16 protein-coding genes are annotated in these 14749 nt (G+C 66.7%); 10 read left to right on the forward strand and 6 right to left on the reverse strand.

Annotated elements, in window-relative coordinates:
- Nucleotides 1-93: 93 nt before the first annotated feature.
- Together FHS75_RS05275 and FHS75_RS05280 are read right to left on the reverse strand one after the other, a co-directional pair.
- Nucleotides 94-663, reverse strand: coding sequence for a thiamine phosphate synthase (locus FHS75_RS05275; protein ID WP_229735648.1), 570 nt, complete (start codon nucleotides 661-663; stop codon nucleotides 94-96).
- Entirely contained in the window at nucleotides 648-1787 is a 1140-nt protein-coding gene (locus tag FHS75_RS05280) for a Gfo/Idh/MocA family protein (protein ID WP_179406696.1), read from the reverse strand. Before FHS75_RS05280 ends, FHS75_RS05275 begins: the two co-directional genes overlap by 16 nt.
- 54 nt (nucleotides 1788-1841) lie before the next feature.
- Between FHS75_RS05280 and FHS75_RS05285 the strand changes: the two genes are divergently transcribed.
- Nucleotides 1842-2504: a YggS family pyridoxal phosphate-dependent enzyme gene (locus FHS75_RS05285; RefSeq protein WP_179406697.1), complete on the forward strand. Its 663-nt coding sequence runs from the start codon at nucleotides 1842-1844 to the stop codon at nucleotides 2502-2504.
- 82 nt (nucleotides 2505-2586) lie between these two features.
- Here the strand turns inward: FHS75_RS05285 and pyk are convergent, their stop codons facing one another.
- A complete protein-coding gene (gene pyk / locus FHS75_RS05290; protein ID WP_179406698.1) occupies nucleotides 2587-4041 on the reverse strand; it encodes a pyruvate kinase in 1455 nt (484 codons plus the stop codon).
- A gap of 73 nt (nucleotides 4042-4114) precedes the next feature.
- Here pyk and FHS75_RS05295 point away from each other — a divergent pair, with 73 nt between their 5' ends.
- From FHS75_RS05295 to ruvA, 8 genes are all read left to right on the forward strand, one after another.
- Complete coding sequence (locus FHS75_RS05295) at nucleotides 4115-4423, forward strand: DUF1244 domain-containing protein (protein WP_179406699.1); 309 nt, start codon at nucleotides 4115-4117, stop codon at nucleotides 4421-4423.
- Between the two features lie 107 nt (nucleotides 4424-4530).
- Nucleotides 4531-4773: a DUF2312 domain-containing protein gene (locus tag FHS75_RS05300; RefSeq protein ID WP_179406700.1), complete on the forward strand. Its 243-nt coding sequence runs from the start codon at nucleotides 4531-4533 to the stop codon at nucleotides 4771-4773.
- 110 nt (nucleotides 4774-4883) lie between these two features.
- On the forward strand, nucleotides 4884-5768 hold the full coding sequence (locus FHS75_RS05305) for an SDR family oxidoreductase (protein ID WP_179406701.1): 885 nt from the start codon (nucleotides 4884-4886) through the stop codon (nucleotides 5766-5768).
- A 16-nt stretch (nucleotides 5769-5784) separates the two neighbouring features.
- A complete protein-coding gene (locus FHS75_RS05310; RefSeq protein WP_179406702.1) occupies nucleotides 5785-6102 on the forward strand; it encodes a heavy metal-binding domain-containing protein in 318 nt (105 codons plus the stop codon).
- An 85-nt stretch (nucleotides 6103-6187) separates the two neighbouring features.
- Nucleotides 6188-6931, forward strand: a complete 744-nt coding sequence (locus FHS75_RS05315) for a YebC/PmpR family DNA-binding transcriptional regulator (protein WP_179406703.1) — start codon at nucleotides 6188-6190, stop codon at nucleotides 6929-6931.
- Nucleotides 6932-7173: 242 nt separating this feature from the next.
- Complete coding sequence (gene ruvC, locus FHS75_RS05320; RefSeq protein WP_179406704.1) at nucleotides 7174-7647, forward strand: crossover junction endodeoxyribonuclease RuvC; 474 nt, start codon at nucleotides 7174-7176, stop codon at nucleotides 7645-7647.
- Nucleotides 7648-7721: 74 nt separating this feature from the next.
- Nucleotides 7722-8075, forward strand: coding sequence for a hypothetical protein (locus FHS75_RS05325; RefSeq protein WP_179406705.1), 354 nt, complete (start codon nucleotides 7722-7724; stop codon nucleotides 8073-8075).
- Between the two features lie 66 nt (nucleotides 8076-8141).
- Nucleotides 8142-8750: a Holliday junction branch migration protein RuvA gene (gene ruvA, locus FHS75_RS05330; RefSeq protein ID WP_179406706.1), complete on the forward strand. Its 609-nt coding sequence runs from the start codon at nucleotides 8142-8144 to the stop codon at nucleotides 8748-8750.
- A gap of 35 nt (nucleotides 8751-8785) precedes the next feature.
- On the opposite strand, the gene FHS75_RS05335 is transcribed toward ruvA, so the two are convergent.
- Nucleotides 8786-9166 carry a GIY-YIG nuclease family protein gene (locus tag FHS75_RS05335; RefSeq protein ID WP_179406707.1) on the reverse strand — a complete coding sequence of 127 codons (381 nt, stop codon included), beginning with the start codon at nucleotides 9164-9166 and terminating at the stop codon, nucleotides 8786-8788.
- 89 nt (nucleotides 9167-9255) lie between these two features.
- Here FHS75_RS05335 and ruvB point away from each other — a divergent pair, with 89 nt between their 5' ends.
- Nucleotides 9256-10296 (forward strand): Holliday junction branch migration DNA helicase RuvB, encoded by a 1041-nt coding sequence (gene ruvB, locus FHS75_RS05340; protein ID WP_179406708.1) that lies wholly within the window; start codon nucleotides 9256-9258, stop codon nucleotides 10294-10296.
- A gap of 489 nt (nucleotides 10297-10785) precedes the next feature.
- On the opposite strand, the gene FHS75_RS05345 is transcribed toward ruvB, so the two are convergent.
- Together FHS75_RS05345 and acnA are read right to left on the reverse strand one after the other, a co-directional pair.
- Complete coding sequence (locus tag FHS75_RS05345; RefSeq protein WP_179406709.1) at nucleotides 10786-11796, reverse strand: hypothetical protein; 1011 nt, start codon at nucleotides 11794-11796, stop codon at nucleotides 10786-10788.
- A gap of 275 nt (nucleotides 11797-12071) precedes the next feature.
- Complete coding sequence (gene acnA / locus FHS75_RS05350) at nucleotides 12072-14744, reverse strand: aconitate hydratase AcnA (protein WP_179406710.1); 2673 nt, start codon at nucleotides 14742-14744, stop codon at nucleotides 12072-12074.
- Nucleotides 14745-14749 lie beyond the last annotated feature (5 nt).

Raw genomic sequence — 14749 nt, forward strand, 5'->3', positions numbered from 1 at the left:
CGGATAATCCCGCATGCGCGACTCCGCGTCAAGAATCCAAGCGAATCCAAGCACGTGGGCGGAGTCTAAGTGCCCCCAAACATGGCCCTATTTTTATGCGTCGGGACGGGGCAGTCCGGTCGAAAGGCCGTCGATCGCGGCCCAGCGTTCCCACTTCATCCGCTCCGCACGACCACGGTCCATCCCCCCCAGCGCGATCACCGGCATTCGTGCACGCCTTGCCAGCAGGCGGAAGCGCAAGGGGCCCAGCGTCCGCGCGCCGGGGTGCGAGCGGGTCGGGAAGACGGGCGAAAGCATCACGGCATCGGCGCCGAAGCGGTTGGCCCTGCCGATTTCGCGCAGGTCGTGCGCGGTCGCGACGGCGACCAGCCCCGTGCGCCGGGGACGAAGGCTCTCCGGCGATGCGTAATAGCCGTCCGCGCCCCACCGCAGCGCGGTCGCCGCACCGGATGCGAGGACGACGAGGTGGCCTTCCATGCGCGCGATCCGGGCCAGTGCTTCGAAGCGCTCTCGACGCTCCCCGGCGGCAAGGTGATAGTGCCGGTAGACGAAGGCGACCGGTGCGCTCCAGCCGCGCAGCGCGGTCTCCAGCACGGCGTCGTTGCGCGCGTCCGAAAGCAGCCAGAGCCGCGGCAGCGCGCGGGCCTTCAGGGCGCCTCGCACCAGACTTCCACGCCCTTGTCGAATTCGCGAACCAGCGCGCGGCCGGTCCGTGCCGACTGGTCGATGGCGTCGATCAGTCGATGCATGTGCAGCGCGTCCTCGAACGTGGCCGCATCCTCGCTCCCCGAAACGAAGAGCGCCCAGGCTTGCGCGACGTTGAGCGCCGGGTCGGGCAGGTCGCCCGCGAGCATGTACTCGGGAGGAATTTCCATCGGCTCGGGTCGTTCGCCGCCCTTCGCTCCCGCCAGGGCGAGCGTCATCGGCTGCATCTGGCCGAAATCGCTCGACAGCACGAGATCGCCCTCGGTCCCGTTGATCTCCCAGCGCAGGTTCTGGCCGCCTGCCTGCCCGCCGCGATAATGGATCGAGGCAACGGCCCCGCTTTCGAGCCGGGCTGCGATGACCCACTGGTCCTCGGCGGTCGCCTTCACCGTCTTCGAGTTCTCGACGAAGTGGATCTCCTCGCGCCGCAGGCCCGAAAGCGTCTGAACCTCCTCGATCCTGCCGAGGCAGAATTCGAGCGGGTCGAGCGCGTGCCCGACGCCGATGGTCAGCAGCGTCGCGCCGTTCCTGGCGTCCAGCGTATAGGCGTTGCGCAGCAACATGCCGGGCCCCCAGTTCATGCCCGAACCGAGCAGCGTCGTCGACAGCACATCGCCGATGTAGCCCTGCGCCACCAGGTCGCGCACGTAGCGAATCGTCGGCGCGGCGCGGGCCTGCAGGCCGACCGCGCAGCGCAGGTCTCGCGTCGCGGCGTGATGCGTCATCTTCTCGGCCTCGAGCAGCCCGTTGCCGAGCGGCCACTCGCAATAGACGGGCTTGCCCGCTTCGATCGCGGCGGTGACCACGTCGTAGTGGTCGGGCACCTTCACCGTCACCGCGACGATGTCGATCCCCTGGGCAGCGGCCATGTCGGCCGCCGAGGAATAGCCGGGGACGCCGAACCGGTCGGCGGCGGCCTGCGCCTTTTCGGGCGAGGTCGCGCAAACCCCTGCCAGCACAACGCCGTCCAGCGCTTCCAGTGCGGGCAGGTGGGTAACGTTGGCCCAGCCGGTGAGCGTCGGATCGTCGCTGCCCGAAACGCCGACGAAGCCGACGCGGACGGTGTTGCTCGCAGTTGCCATGAACGCTTCCCCTCTCGTCTGGACGCACTGTCCCGCAGCGCTATAGCACGCGCCATGACCGAAACATCCACCCCCTTGCAGGACGTACGCGCGGCGATTGCCAGGGCCGCCGGAATCGCCCGGCGTGACGCCGACGAGGTGACGCTGATCGCGATTTCGAAGACCCACCCGACCGAGAGCATCGTACCGCTTATCGGGGAAGGACAACGCGTCTTCGGCGAGAATCGCGTGCAGGAAGCGCAGGAGAAATGGCCGCCGCTGGTCGAGGCGCACCCGGACATCGAACTGCACCTTGTCGGGCAGCTCCAGTCGAACAAGGCGGACGATGCGGTCGCGCTGTTCGACTGCATCCATTCGCTCGACCGGCCCTCGCTGGTGAAGGCGCTGGCGAAGGCCTTCGACAAGGCCGGGCGGCAGGTTCCGTGCTTTGTGCAGGTCAACATCGGCGCCGAGGAGCAGAAGGGCGGCTGCGCGATCGCGGACGTGCCGGGACTGATCGGGCAGGCGCGCGACGCAGGTATTCCGCTGGCGGGGCTGATGTGCGTGCCGCCCTTCGAAGTCGAGCCTGCGCCGTACTTCGCGCTGCTTGCGAAGCTGGCGGCGGACAACGGGCTGCCGGGGCTGTCGATGGGGATGAGCGGCGACTTCGAAACCGCTGTCATGCTGGGCGCAACGCACGTCCGGGTCGGCAGCGCGCTGTTCGGCGAAAGGGGTTAGGTAGCGGCCCTGCGAAGGCGGGGACCTCCGGCGTCGCGCGTATTCGATGATGGTCCCCGAGTTCGCAGGGACCCGTGCCGCATCAGTCCTCGTGCTTGTCGAGTTCGTTGCCGCTCAGCGTCACGACGTGGAGCAGGTTGGTCGAACCCGGCGTACCGAAGGGGACGCCTGCCAGCGTGATCAGCTTCGATCCGGCCCGGCCGAACTTGTGCCTGAGCGCCATGCGCTTGCCCTTGGCGATCATCTCCTCGAAACTGCCGATGTCCTTGGTCGCGACCGCGTGGCTGCCCCATAGCAGGGCGAGGCGGCGAGCGGTGGTCTTCGACGGCGTGAGCACCAGCATCGGTGCACCGGGCCGTTCGCGCGCGACGCGGCGCGCGGTGGAGCCGGAGCCGGTGAAGATCACGATGCCCGACAGCGTCACCGTCTCGGCGATCGAGGCGCAGGCGTGGGCGAGCGCATCGGCGGTGGTGCCGTCGGGCAGGACGCGGGTGAAATCGACCTGGTGGCGATAGCCGGGATCGCGCTCAACCTTCATCGCGATGCGATTCATGATCGAGACCGCTTCCTCGGGCCACTGGCCCGCCGCGGTTTCCGCCGACAGCATCACCGCGTCGACCCCGTCGTACACCGCGTTGGCGACGTCGGAGACTTCGGCGCGCGTCGGGGCCGGGCTCTCGATCATCGATTCGAGCATCTGCGTCGCGACGATCACCGGCTTGCCCGACATACGCGTCTTGGAGACGATATGTTTCTGGAGCGGGGGCACGTCCTCGGGATAAAGCTCGACGCCAAGGTCGCCGCGCGCCACCATGATCCCGTCGGAAAGTTCGATGATCTCGTCGATGCGGTGGACCGCGGCAGGCTTCTCGATCTTGGCCATCAGCGCGCCGTATCCGCCCATCAGCTTGCGCGCCTCGGCCACGTCCTCGGGCCGCTGCACGAAGCTCAGTGCGATCCAGTCCGCCCCGTGCTCTATCGCGAAGGCAAGGTCGCGCCGGTCCTTCTCGGTCAGCGCGGGCACCGGGATCACCGCGTCGGGGACGTTCACGCCCTTGCGGTCGGAGATTTCGCCGCCGACTTCGGCGGTGCACAGGATCTCGTCCGATCCGGCGCGAATGACCTTGAGGCGCAGCTTGCCGTCGTCGATCAGCAGTCGCTGGCCCTTTTCGAGGATTTCGAAAAGTTCGGGATGCGGCAGGCAAACCCGCTCGTCGCTGCCCGGCTCGTCGCGGCGGTCAAGCGTGAAGTGCGCGCCGTGCCGGATGAACGCCTTGCCGCCCTCGAACTGTCCGACGCGCAGCTTCGGCCCCTGCAGGTCGCACAGGATGGCGACCGACTGGCCGGCCTTCTTCTCCTCGGCGCGGATCGCCTCGATCGTGCGGGCATGCGTCTGATGGTCGCCGTGGCTCATGTTGACGCGAAAGGCGTCCGCCCCGGCACGCAGCAGCTTCGCGATCATCTCCGGGCTGTTGCTGGCAGGCCCCAGCGTGGCGAGGATCTTAACCTTGCGGCCGCGCGGATCGATCTTGCTCAACGGTCGCTACCCCTTTTCCCGTGTGGCCGCCCTATGGCAAAGGCGGCCCGATCAACCAAGGACGAATAGAACCATGCCCGAACCGACAGACCCACTCGACCAGCTCGACGATGTCGTGGCCGCCGCCGCGTTTCGCCGCCTTGTGCGTCATTTGCGACATCGCCATGACGCGCAGAACATCGACCTGATGGGCCTGTCCGGCTTTTGCCGGAACTGCTTGGCCGACTGGATCCGCGACGCCGGTTACGAAGGGGACAAGCCGCAGGCGCGCGAATTGATCCACGGCATGCCGATGGACGAGTGGAAAGCGAAGCACCAGAGCGAGGCCACGCCCGAGCAGATCGCCCGGATGGAAGCCAGCGTCGCGAAGAACCGCACCTGAATCGGGGTCCTGCGCCGAATATCCACAGGTCGTCGCTTCCGACTCGCCGCGGCCCGCGCTAACAGCCGCGGCGAACCCGATTCACCCTCTTGCCGGAGAGTATTCCCATGGCCGATGCCGAGCCCACAGACGACCGCCTGCGCCTCCTGATCGAGCGCGTCGAGCGCCTCGAGGAAGAGAAGAAGGGCATCGCCGACGATATCCGCGACGTCTACGCCGAGGCCAAGGCGGTGGGCTACGACGTCAAGATCATGCGCCAGATCGTCCGCCTGCGTAAGATGAAGCCCGACGACCGGCGCGAGATGGAAACCATCCTCGATACCTACAAGGCGGCGCTAGGCATCGGCTGAGACGGGCTTTACCATGCGCCGGGCCCCCGCTGCGGCGGGGCGTGGAACGCCCTTCGCGAACCGCGTGTTTCATATGTGAAGCACCCGAAGACTCGCGAAGGAGCAGCCCGATGGCAGAAGCACACGACACACCTGTACACGACCGTGCCGATTTCGTCCGCCAGATCGACGAGGACCCACTGCCGGGTCATGAATCCGAACTGGAACCCAAGCCCGACTGGGAGCCCCGCTATCCCGGGTCGGATCGGCTGAAAGGCAAGGTCGCGCTAGTCACCGGCGCAGACAGCGGCATCGGTCGGGCGGTCGCGGTGCTCTATGCGCGCGAAGGCGCAAACGTCGCCATCGCCTACCTCGAAGAACACGACGATGCCGGGAAGACCGCAGAACTCGTGGAGGCCGAAGGTTCCGAGGCGCTGACTTCCGCAGGAGACCTCGGCGATCCGGCGCACTGTGACGAACTCGTGAAGTCAGTGATCGACAAGTGGGGGCGACTGGACGTTCTTGTCAACAACGCCGGTGAGCAGCACCCGGACGACGAAATCGAGGAGATCACGCACGAACAACTGCAGCGCACCTTCCAGACCAACATCTTCTCGATGTTCTACCTCGTCCAGGCGGCTCGCCCGCACCTCGAGGCAGGAGCCGCGATCGTTAACTGCACTAGCGTGACGATGTACAAGGGGTCCTCGGGCCTGCTCGACTACTCGGCGACGAAGGGTGCGATCACCGCTTTCACCCGTTCGCTTTCCGAGAACCTCGTCGGCGAGGGCATCCGGGTCAACGCGGTCGCTCCCGGTCCGATCTGGACGCCGCTCAATCCCTGCGGCGGCGCGCCGAAGGCAAAGGTCGAGCATTTCGGAGAGTCGACCCCGATGGGGAGGCCCGGCCAGCCGAACGAGGTCGCGCCTTCGTTCCTTTTCCTTGCCTGCGAGGATTCGAGCTATATGTCGGGACAGGTCCTCCACCCCAACGGAGGCTACATCGTTAACGGCTGACAAGAGGGGAAAGCCGATGATCTCGACCACGACGCCCCATATCGAGGGCAAGCCCGCCAAGCGCTATCTCGGCATCGTGACCGGCGAGGTCATCGTCGGCGCCAACCTGTTCCGCGACATCTTCGCCTCGATCACCGACATCGTCGGCGGTCGCTCGGGCAAGTACGAGGAAGTGCTCGCCCGCGCGCGAAAGGAAGCGCTCGCCGAGATGGAGGAAGAGGCCGCTAAGCTGGGCGGCAATGCCGTGGTCGGCGTCGACCTCGACTACGAGGTGATCGGCCAGAACGGGTCGATGCTGATGGTCAGCTGCTCGGGAACCGCGGTCGAGGTCTGATCCGCAGCGCGATTGCCCGGAAGGTCCGGTTGGGTTAGGGGCGGCCCGAACCCAACCGAACACCCGAACAAAGACGAAAAGCACGATGGCCGGCCATTCCAAATTCAAGAACATCATGCACCGCAAGGGCGCGCAGGACAAAAAGCGCTCAGCGATGTTTTCCAAGCTCAGCCGCGAGATCACCGTCGCGGCCAAGACCGGCATGCCCGATCCGGACATGAACCCGCGCCTGCGCCTGGCGGTGAACAACGCCAAGGCCCAGTCGATGCCCAAGGACAACATCCAGCGCGCCATCGACAAGGCGACTGCCAACGAGGGTGACGACTACGAGGAGCTGCGATACGAAGGCTACGGCCCCGGCGGCGTCGCGCTCATCGTCGAGGCGCTGACCGACAATCGCAACCGCACCGCCACCAACGTGCGCACCGCGTTCTCCAAGAACGGTGGCAACCTGGGCGCGTCGGGATCGGTAAGCCACGGGTTCGAGCGCGTCGGCCTGATCGTCTACCCCGCCAGCATCGGCGGCGAGGAAAAGGTCCTCGAAGCCGCGATGGAAGCGGGGGCGGAGGACATCCAGTCGGGCGAGGACGAGCACGAGATCTGGACCGCCGCCGACGACCTCCACGAAGTCGCCTCGTCGCTTGAAAAGTCGCTGGGCGAGGCCGAGACGGTCAAGCTGGCGTGGCGTCCCAACCTGACCGTCGAGGTGGCCGAGGGCGATGCGCAGACGCTTTTCAAGCTGATCGACGCGCTCGACGACGACGACGACGTCCAGACCGTCTGGGGCAATTACGACGTCTCGGACGAGGTGATGGAAAAGCTGGGGTGAACTGGAAAGGTTGGCTCTTTGCAGTCGGCCTTTTTGCTATTTCGCGTTTCTCTTTGTCATGAATGGCGGTTTCATGATGGGTGACTGCATCGAACCGAACGAAGCGCCACCATGCTAGTCCATTGTAATATCGTCACCCTGAACTTGTTTCAGGGTCCATTTCTCCACCCGCGACGTCAGTGCAAGTCGGCGGAATGGATGCTGAAACAAGTTCAGCATGACGATGCAGACGGGTTTGGGCATTGCTCATAATCGGCCTCGACCCCTCGCTCAGCTGTACCGGCTGGGGGATCGTCGCGAAGTCGGGCAGCCGCGTCTCGCATATCGCCAACGGGCAGGTGCGCACCGATCCGAAAGCGCCGATGGCCGAGCGGCTGGTGACGCTCGATCGCGAACTGGCCGACGTGATCGCCCGGCACGCCCCCGATGCCGGCGCAGTCGAGGAAGTCTTCGTCAACAAGAACCCGCAATCGACGCTCAAGCTCGGGCAGGCGCGGGGCGTCTGCCTGCTCGCGCTCGCCCGCGCCGGGCTGCCGGTGCACGAATACGCGACGCGACTGGTCAAGAAGGCGGTGGTCGGCACCGGCGGGGCCGAGAAAGCGCAGGTCCAGGCGATGCTAGGGGTGCTGCTGCCCGGCGCGCAGCTTGCGGGCGCGGACGCGGCGGATGCGCTCGCGGTGGCGCTCACACACGCGCAGCTCGCCGGAAGCCGATAGCGGGCACGGCAACAACGGGGCGCGGGGCGCGTTGATCCTCCAGTTCCCGCGCGAAGCCGGAAAGGAGCCAGCCCTTGAAACGTTCCCAATCGAAGCGTGCAGTCGTCCTCGCCGCCGTCGCCGCCAGCCTGACGCTGGGGGCCTGCACCGCCAGCCGCTACCAGATTTCCGATGCGCTGATGCGATACGGCATGGACGCGAACGAAGCCGGCTGCGCCGCCGAATTCCTGCGCGGCAAGCTCAGCGTCAGCCAGGTCGACCGGCTGAAGGACGCGGCGCGCTACTACAACGGCGGCAGTCGGGGCCTCACCTTCGGAGACCTGATCCGCGTTGCGGGCAGCGTGCGCGATCCAGACATCGCGCTGCAGGTCGGCGCCAGCGCGCTCGCCTGCAACATCGCCGCGGATATTCCGATCCCCGGACTCTGAGCGCGCGCCGGGGATAGCGGCGCATTCGTGCTTGCCCGTCCGCCTTCGGTGCGGCAGGAACAAAGCATGATCGCAAAGCTGACCGGCACGCTCGACGATTTCGGCCCCGACTGGGCCGTGATCGACGTCGGCGGCGTCGGCTACCTCGTCCATTGCTCGGCCCGCACGCTCGCTGCGCTGGGCGCGCGCGGAGAGCAGGTCACCGTCCACACCGACCTTCAGGTTTCGGAAAACGACCTGCGCCTGCTCGGCTTTGCCGAAGCGGGCGAGCGCGAATGGTTCCGGTTGCTCACGGGCGTGCAGGGCGTGGGCAGCAAGGTGGCGCTGGCGATCCTGTCCGCACTGTCGGCGGACGAACTGCGCAGCGCCTGCGCCAGCGGAGACGCTGCGCAAGTCGCACGCGCGCAGGGCGTCGGGCCGAAACTGGCCGGCCGCATCGTCAACGAACTCAGGGAGAAGGCGGGCGGCATGCCGGGCGGCGGCGGCGCTCCGGCCGGCGCGGGCGCGCCGCTGCCGGAGGGTTCGGCAACGTCCGATGCCGTCTCGGCGCTCCAGAACCTCGGCTTCAAGCCCGCCGTCGCCGCCACCGCCGTCGCCGCCGCTGTCGGCGAACTCGGCGAAGGCGCGAGCGAGGGCGAACTTATCCGCGTGGCGCTGAAAAGGGCGGCGGGGTGAAGGGGAACGTCGTCCATCGTCATCCTGAACTCGATTCAGGATCCATCGTGCTTCGGGCCGGGATCGAGCGACTGCAAGCCAAGTCCCGAAGCCAGGTCGGCCCAATCGGGGTTTCCGGTCTCGATCAGGTTGATCTTCCACTGGCGTCGCCAGTTCTTGATCTGCTTTTCCCGCGCGATGGCGCGCCCCATGTCGCCGAACAGCTCGAAATGGACGAGGCGTTTAACCTTGTAGCGCGAAGTAAAGCCGGGAACCGCTCCGGTCCGGTGCTGCCAGACCCGCCGCACGAGGCTGGACGTGACGCCGACGTACAAGGTTCCGTTGTATCCGCTGGCGAGGATGTAGACGCAGGGCTGCCGCTCGTCATTCATGCGCTGCGATGTGCCGGGGGATGGATGCTGAAACAAGTTCAGCATGACGACTTTTTCAGCGCCGCAACACTTCCTCATCGTCATCCTGAACTCGTTTCAGGATCCACTGCACAAGCGATGCCGGAACCCCGGGCATGACCGATAACCCCATCCTCACGCCCGACCGGCAGCCCGACGACGCCGATGCCGCGCTTCGGCCCAGGACGCTGGCCGAATTCGTCGGGCAGGCGGCGGCGAAGGACAACCTGCGCGTGTTCATCGAGAGCGCGAAGTCGCGGGGCGAGGCGATGGACCATACGCTGTTCTTCGGCCCGCCCGGCCTTGGCAAGACGACGCTGGCGCAGATCGTCGCGCGCGAGCTGGGCGTCGGCTTTCGCGCCACCTCCGGCCCGGTCATCGCCAAGTCGGGCGACCTTGCCGCGCTCCTCACCAACCTCGAGCAAGGCGACGTCCTGTTCATCGACGAGATTCACAGGCTGAACCCGGTGGTCGAGGAAGTGCTCTACCCGGCGATGGAGGACCGCGCGCTCGACCTCATCATCGGCGAGGGGCCGTCGGCACGTTCGGTGCGGATCGACCTGCAGCCGTTCACGCTCATCGGCGCGACGACGCGGCAGGGCCTGCTGACGACTCCGCTGCGCGACCGGTTCGGCATCCCCGTGCGGCTCAATTTCTACACCGTGCCCGAGCTGGAACGCGTGGTGACGCGCGGTGCCTCGCTCCTCGGTATCGGTATCGACGAGGATGGCGCGCGGGAAATCGCGCGGCGTTCGCGGGGTACGCCGCGCGTCGCCGGGCGGCTGCTGCGCCGGGTGCGCGACTTCGCCCACGTCGGCAAGGCGAAGGCGATCACGCAAGGCGTCGCCGACGATGCGCTGACCCGGCTCGAAGTCGATTCGCTCGGCCTCGACGCGCAGGACAGGCGCTATCTTTCGATGATCGCGGACATTTACAGGGGCGGCCCGGTCGGTGTCGAGACGCTGGCGGCGGGGCTTTCCGAACCGCGCGACACCATCGAGGACGTGATCGAGCCGTACCTGATCCAGCTCGGCCTCGTCGCGCGCACCGCGCGCGGGCGCTGCCTTAACGACGGGGGCTGGAAGCATCTCGGCCTGGCGCCGCCCGCAGGCGGGCAGGGCGGTCTCTTCGAGTTACCGCAATCGCCGGACGATTAGGCCAACCACCTAATCGCATTGACGATTTCGCAAGGTTCAGTCCCATTCCGGGACAGGTCCTGCCCGTCCACCCGGAATTAACCGTGATTCTCGGAATGGGACGTTAGAAACACGGTTAACGCGGTTGTCCGATTAATAACTCTCTGCGTTTTTGATGGCACTGGATGCAATGGCCCGGGCTTCAGCCGGGCTTTTGCAACCATCGGAAAGAACAAAGAGAGCAACGCTTATGTCGGTACGGATGGCCCTTGCGAAATTGTCAGCTTGCGCTGCAGGCTGCGCCGTCGTCGGTGGCGGCGCGGTCCACGTGGCCGAGACGCCCGCGGCCCAGGGCCAGTACCGGAAGGTCAAGCAGGTCAAGGCGCAGCCGGTCGAGCGCAAGGTCGTTCGCCGCGCAGAGGCCCCGCGCACGACCAAGCGCGTTCGCCGCGTCATCAAGAAGGAATGCTGCGAGCAGCCGCAGGTGGCGATGATGCCGCTCCCGGCGCCCTACCTGCCGCCCCCGCCGCAGCCGCCCATCGTCTCGGGCGGCGGCACGCCGATCGTGATCGGCGGCGGCCCGGCTTTCGGCGGCGGCTTCGGCGGAGGCTTCTTCGGAGGCTTCTTCGGAGGCGGCGGGTCGGGCGGCGGCAACGTCGTCATTTCCTCGACCAGCACCGGCGGATCGACCTCCACGTCGAGCGGCGGTTCGGGCGGCTCCTCGACTTCCACGTCGAGCGGCGGTTCGGGCGGCTCGTCCACCTCGACCTCGACCGGCGGCTTCACCTCCACCGGCGGCTCGACCTCGACGGGCGGCTTCACCTCCACCGGCGGTTCGACGTCGAGTTCGACGGGCGGCATCAGCTCGACCACGTCGAGCAGCGGCGGTTCGACCTCGACCTCCACGGGCGGTTCGTCTACTTCGACGGGCGGCTCGTCCACCTCGACCGGCGGCATCAGCTCGACCACGTCGAGCGGCGGTTCCTCGACCTCGACGGGCGGCATCAGTTCGACCACCTCTACCTCATCGGGCAACGTCTCGACGTCGTCGGGCAACGTCTCCACATCGTCCGGCAGCGTCTCCACATCGTCCGGCAGCGTCTCCACGTCTTCTGGCAACATCTCGACTTCGTCCGGCAACGTCTCGACTTCGTCCGGCAACGTCTCGACCTCCTCGTCGAGTTCCACCAGTTCCTCGACGTCTTCCAGCTCGTCCACTTCGACGAGTTCGTCCACCTCGTCGAGCACCTCGTCCTCGACTTCGACCAGCACGAGCAGCAGCAGCGGCGGCAAGCATCCGCCGCCGCCGCCGAGCACCAGCGGCAACCCGCCGCCCCCGCCGACTTCGAGCGGACACCCCCCGCCACCGCCGACGACGAGCGGCAATCCGCCGCCGCCTCCGACGACGAGCGGCAACCCGCCGCCGCCGCACGAAGTGCCCGCGCCGCCGATGATGCTGCTGTTCGGCGCCGCCGCCGCGACCGTGCTGGCGCGTCGCCGCAAGGCAAAGCCCAGGGGCAAGTTCGTCTTCTCGATCGACGGCAAGCGGCACGAGGCAAACTAAGCTGCTGCGAAAGGCTGGTAATCCGTGCTAGCTTGTCCTACCCTGAGCAAGCTGCAAAGCTGCTAGCCCGGCCGGTAACGGGCAACAGGGGGAAGGACGGTGCCATCGGCGCCGTCCTTTCTTTATGGAGCGGGCCGACTTCGCAGCCTGCGGGCAGCACCCGGTGCTGATCTCCGAAACGAAAAGGGCGGCCCCCCGGGACCGCCCTTCGCATTTCCGATCGATGCCGTTCTCAGGCGGCGAGCTTGCGCAGCACGTAGTGCAGGATGCCGCCGTTCATGTAGTATTCCATCTCGTTGGCGGTATCGATCCGGCACAGCGCGGTGAAGGTGAAGCTGGAGCCGTCGGCGCGTTTTACCTCGATCTCCACGTCCTGGCGCGGCTTGAGGCCGGCGATGCCCTTGATGGTGAAGCTGTCCTCGCCCGTCAGGCCGAGCGATTCGCGGCTGTCGCCGTCCTTGAACTGCAGCGGCAGCACACCCATGCCAACGAGGTTGGAGCGGTGGATGCGCTCGAAGCTCTCGACGATGACCGCGCGCACGCCCAGCAGGATCGTGCCCTTCGCCGCCCAGTCGCGCGATGAGCCGGTGCCGTATTCCTTGCCCGCGACGACGACGAGCTGGGTGCCGTCCTCCTTGTGCTTCATCGCGGCGTCGTAGATCGGCATGACTTCGCCGTTGTACTTCGTCATGCCGCCCTCGATGCCGGGCACCATCTCGTTGCGGATGCGGATGTTGGCGAAAGTGCCGCGCATCATCACTTCGTGGTTGCCGCGGCGCGACCCGTAGGAGTTGAAGTCCGCCTTCGCGACCTGATGCTCCTTGAGGTACTGGCCGGCCGGGCTGTCTTCCTTGATCGATCCGGCGGGCGAGATGTGGTCGGTGGTGACCGAATCGCCGAGCACGGCGAGCGGCCTTGCATCGACGATGTCGCCGATCGGGGCGGGCGTCATGTCCATGCCCTCGAAGTACGGCGGGTTGGCGACGTAGGTCGATCCGGCGCGCCACTGGTACGTGTCCGACGGCGTGACGTCGATCTTCTGCCAGTGCTCGTCGCCCTTGTAGACGTCGGCATAGCGCGCCTCGAACATCTGGCGGTCGATCGAACCGGAGCGGATGTCGGCGATTTCCTGCGAGGTCGGCCAGATGTCCTTGAGGAACACCTCGCTGCCGTCGGTAGCGGTGCCGATGGCGGTTTCGGTGATGTCCTCGGTCACGGTGCCCTTCAGCGCGTAGGCGACGACGAGCGGCGGCGAGGCGAGGAAGTTCGCGCGGACGTCGGGGCTGACGCGGCCCTCGAAGTTGCGGTTGCCCGACAGGACCGAGGCGGCGACGATGTCGTTGCCGTTGATCGCGTTGCTGATCGGTTCGGCGAGCGGGCCGGAATTGCCGATGCAGGTCGTGCAGCCATAGCCGACGAGGTCGAAGCCCATCGCGTCGAGGTGGTCCTGCAGGCCCGATTTCTCGAGGTAGTCGGTGACCACCTGCGATCCGGGCGCGAGGCTCGTCTTGACCCACGGCTTGGGCTTGAGGCCTTTCTCGTGCGCCTTCTTGGCGACGAGGCCGGCGGCAATCAGGACGTCCGGGTTGGAGGTGTTGGTGCAGCTGGTGATCGCCGCGATCACGACGTCTCCGTCACCGATGTCGTGGTCCCTGCCGTTCACTTCTGTGCGGACCGGCGCGTCCTTCTTGTAGACCGACCTGAGATCGCCGTTGAACAGCTCGTCGACTTCGGGAAGCGCAACCTTGTCCTGCGGGCGCTTGGGACCGGCGAGCGAGGGCACGACGGTCGACAGGTCGAGCTCGAGCGTGTCGGTGAAGACCGGGTCGCGTGTCGGGTCGATCCAGAAGCCCTGCTCCCGGGCATAGGCCTCGACGAGGGCGATCTCGTCCTCGGGGCGGCCGGTCAGGCGCAGGTAATCGAGCGTCTTGTCGTCGATTCCGAAGAAGCCGCAGGTCGCGCCGTACTCGGGCGCCATGTTGGCGAGTGTCGCGCGGTCGGCGAGGCTGAGCGTCGAGAGGCCGTCGCCGAAGTACTCGACGAAGCGGCCGACCACGCCCTTGGCGCGCAGCATCTGCGTGCAGGTGAGCACGAGGTCGGTCGCGGTCACGCCCTCGGCCAGTTTGCCGGTGAAGCGGAAGCCGACGACTTCGGGGACGAGCATCGAGATCGGCTGGCCGAGCATCGCGGCCTCGGCCTCGATCCCGCCGACGCCCCAGCCGAGCACGCCGAGACCGTTGACCATCGTCGTGTGGCTGTCGGTGCCGACGCAGGTGTCGGGATAGGCGACCATCTTGCCGTCCGGGTCCTCGCTCGACCAAACGCAGCGGGCGATGTGCTCGAGGTTGACCTGGTGGCAGATGCCGGTGCCCGGAGGCACGGCCTTGAAGTTCTCGAAGCTCTGCGCGCCCCACTTGAGGAAGTCGTAGCGCTCGGCGTTGCGGGCGTATTCCAGCTCGACGTTCTTCTCGAACGCCTTGGGGTGGCCGAATTCGTCGACCATCACCGAGTGGTCGATCACCAGGTGCACGGGCACCTGCGGATTGATCTTCTTGGTATCGCCGCCCAGCGCCTTGATTGCATCGCGCATCGCGGCGAGGTCGACGACGCAGGGAACGCCGGTGAAGTCCTGCATCAGGACGCGCGCGGGGCGGTACTGGATCTCGTCGCCGGTGACAGGGTTGTTCTGCCACTCGACGATCGCCTTGATGTCGTCGGTCGAGACGGTGAAGCCGCCGTCCTCGAAACGCAGCATGTTCTCGAGCAGGACCTTCATCGAGAAGGGCAGCCGCGAAACGTCGCCGAATTTCTCTCCGGCTTTCCTGAGCGAATAATAGGCGACCTCGCGGCCCCCGACGGTCATCGTGCTGCGGGTTCCGAGCGTGTCCTGTCCGACCTGCGTCATACGGC

The organism is Novosphingobium marinum, assembly GCF_013408095.1.
GTDB classification, from domain to species: domain Bacteria; phylum Pseudomonadota; class Alphaproteobacteria; order Sphingomonadales; family Sphingomonadaceae; genus Novosphingobium; species Novosphingobium marinum.